We start from the raw sequence: 281 nt of genomic DNA on the forward strand, positions 1-281 counted from the left end.
CAGGCAGACGAGGAGGACGCGGCGCTCGGGGTCCTCCTGGGTGGGGTCGCTCAGGAGGGTCACTTTGGGGGTGACTACGAGGCAGACGCCATCCCCACTGATGGTCTCCTTCACATCAGCCCCGGTGGCCGCGTGCTGCGCCCTACAGACGAACTCATTGCCCTGCAGCTGTTCCCGGGGTACAGTCAGAGCCGTGGTGAGGCTGTAGGTACCGCCGGTGGTGGCGACGGGCAGAGAGGTCACGGCGGTGGCGTCGGCCGCTCCGCCTGTAGTCCAGGTGA

1 protein-coding gene is annotated in these 281 nt (G+C 67.6%); it reads right to left on the reverse strand.

The features are described from left to right. The coding region (locus tag PZC42_RS24410; RefSeq protein WP_277214006.1) for an immunoglobulin domain-containing protein at positions 1–281 on the reverse strand (281 nt) is incomplete at both ends.

The organism is Isoptericola croceus (genome assembly GCF_029382255.1).
GTDB classification, from domain to species: Bacteria; Actinomycetota; Actinomycetes; order Actinomycetales; family Cellulomonadaceae; genus Isoptericola; species Isoptericola croceus.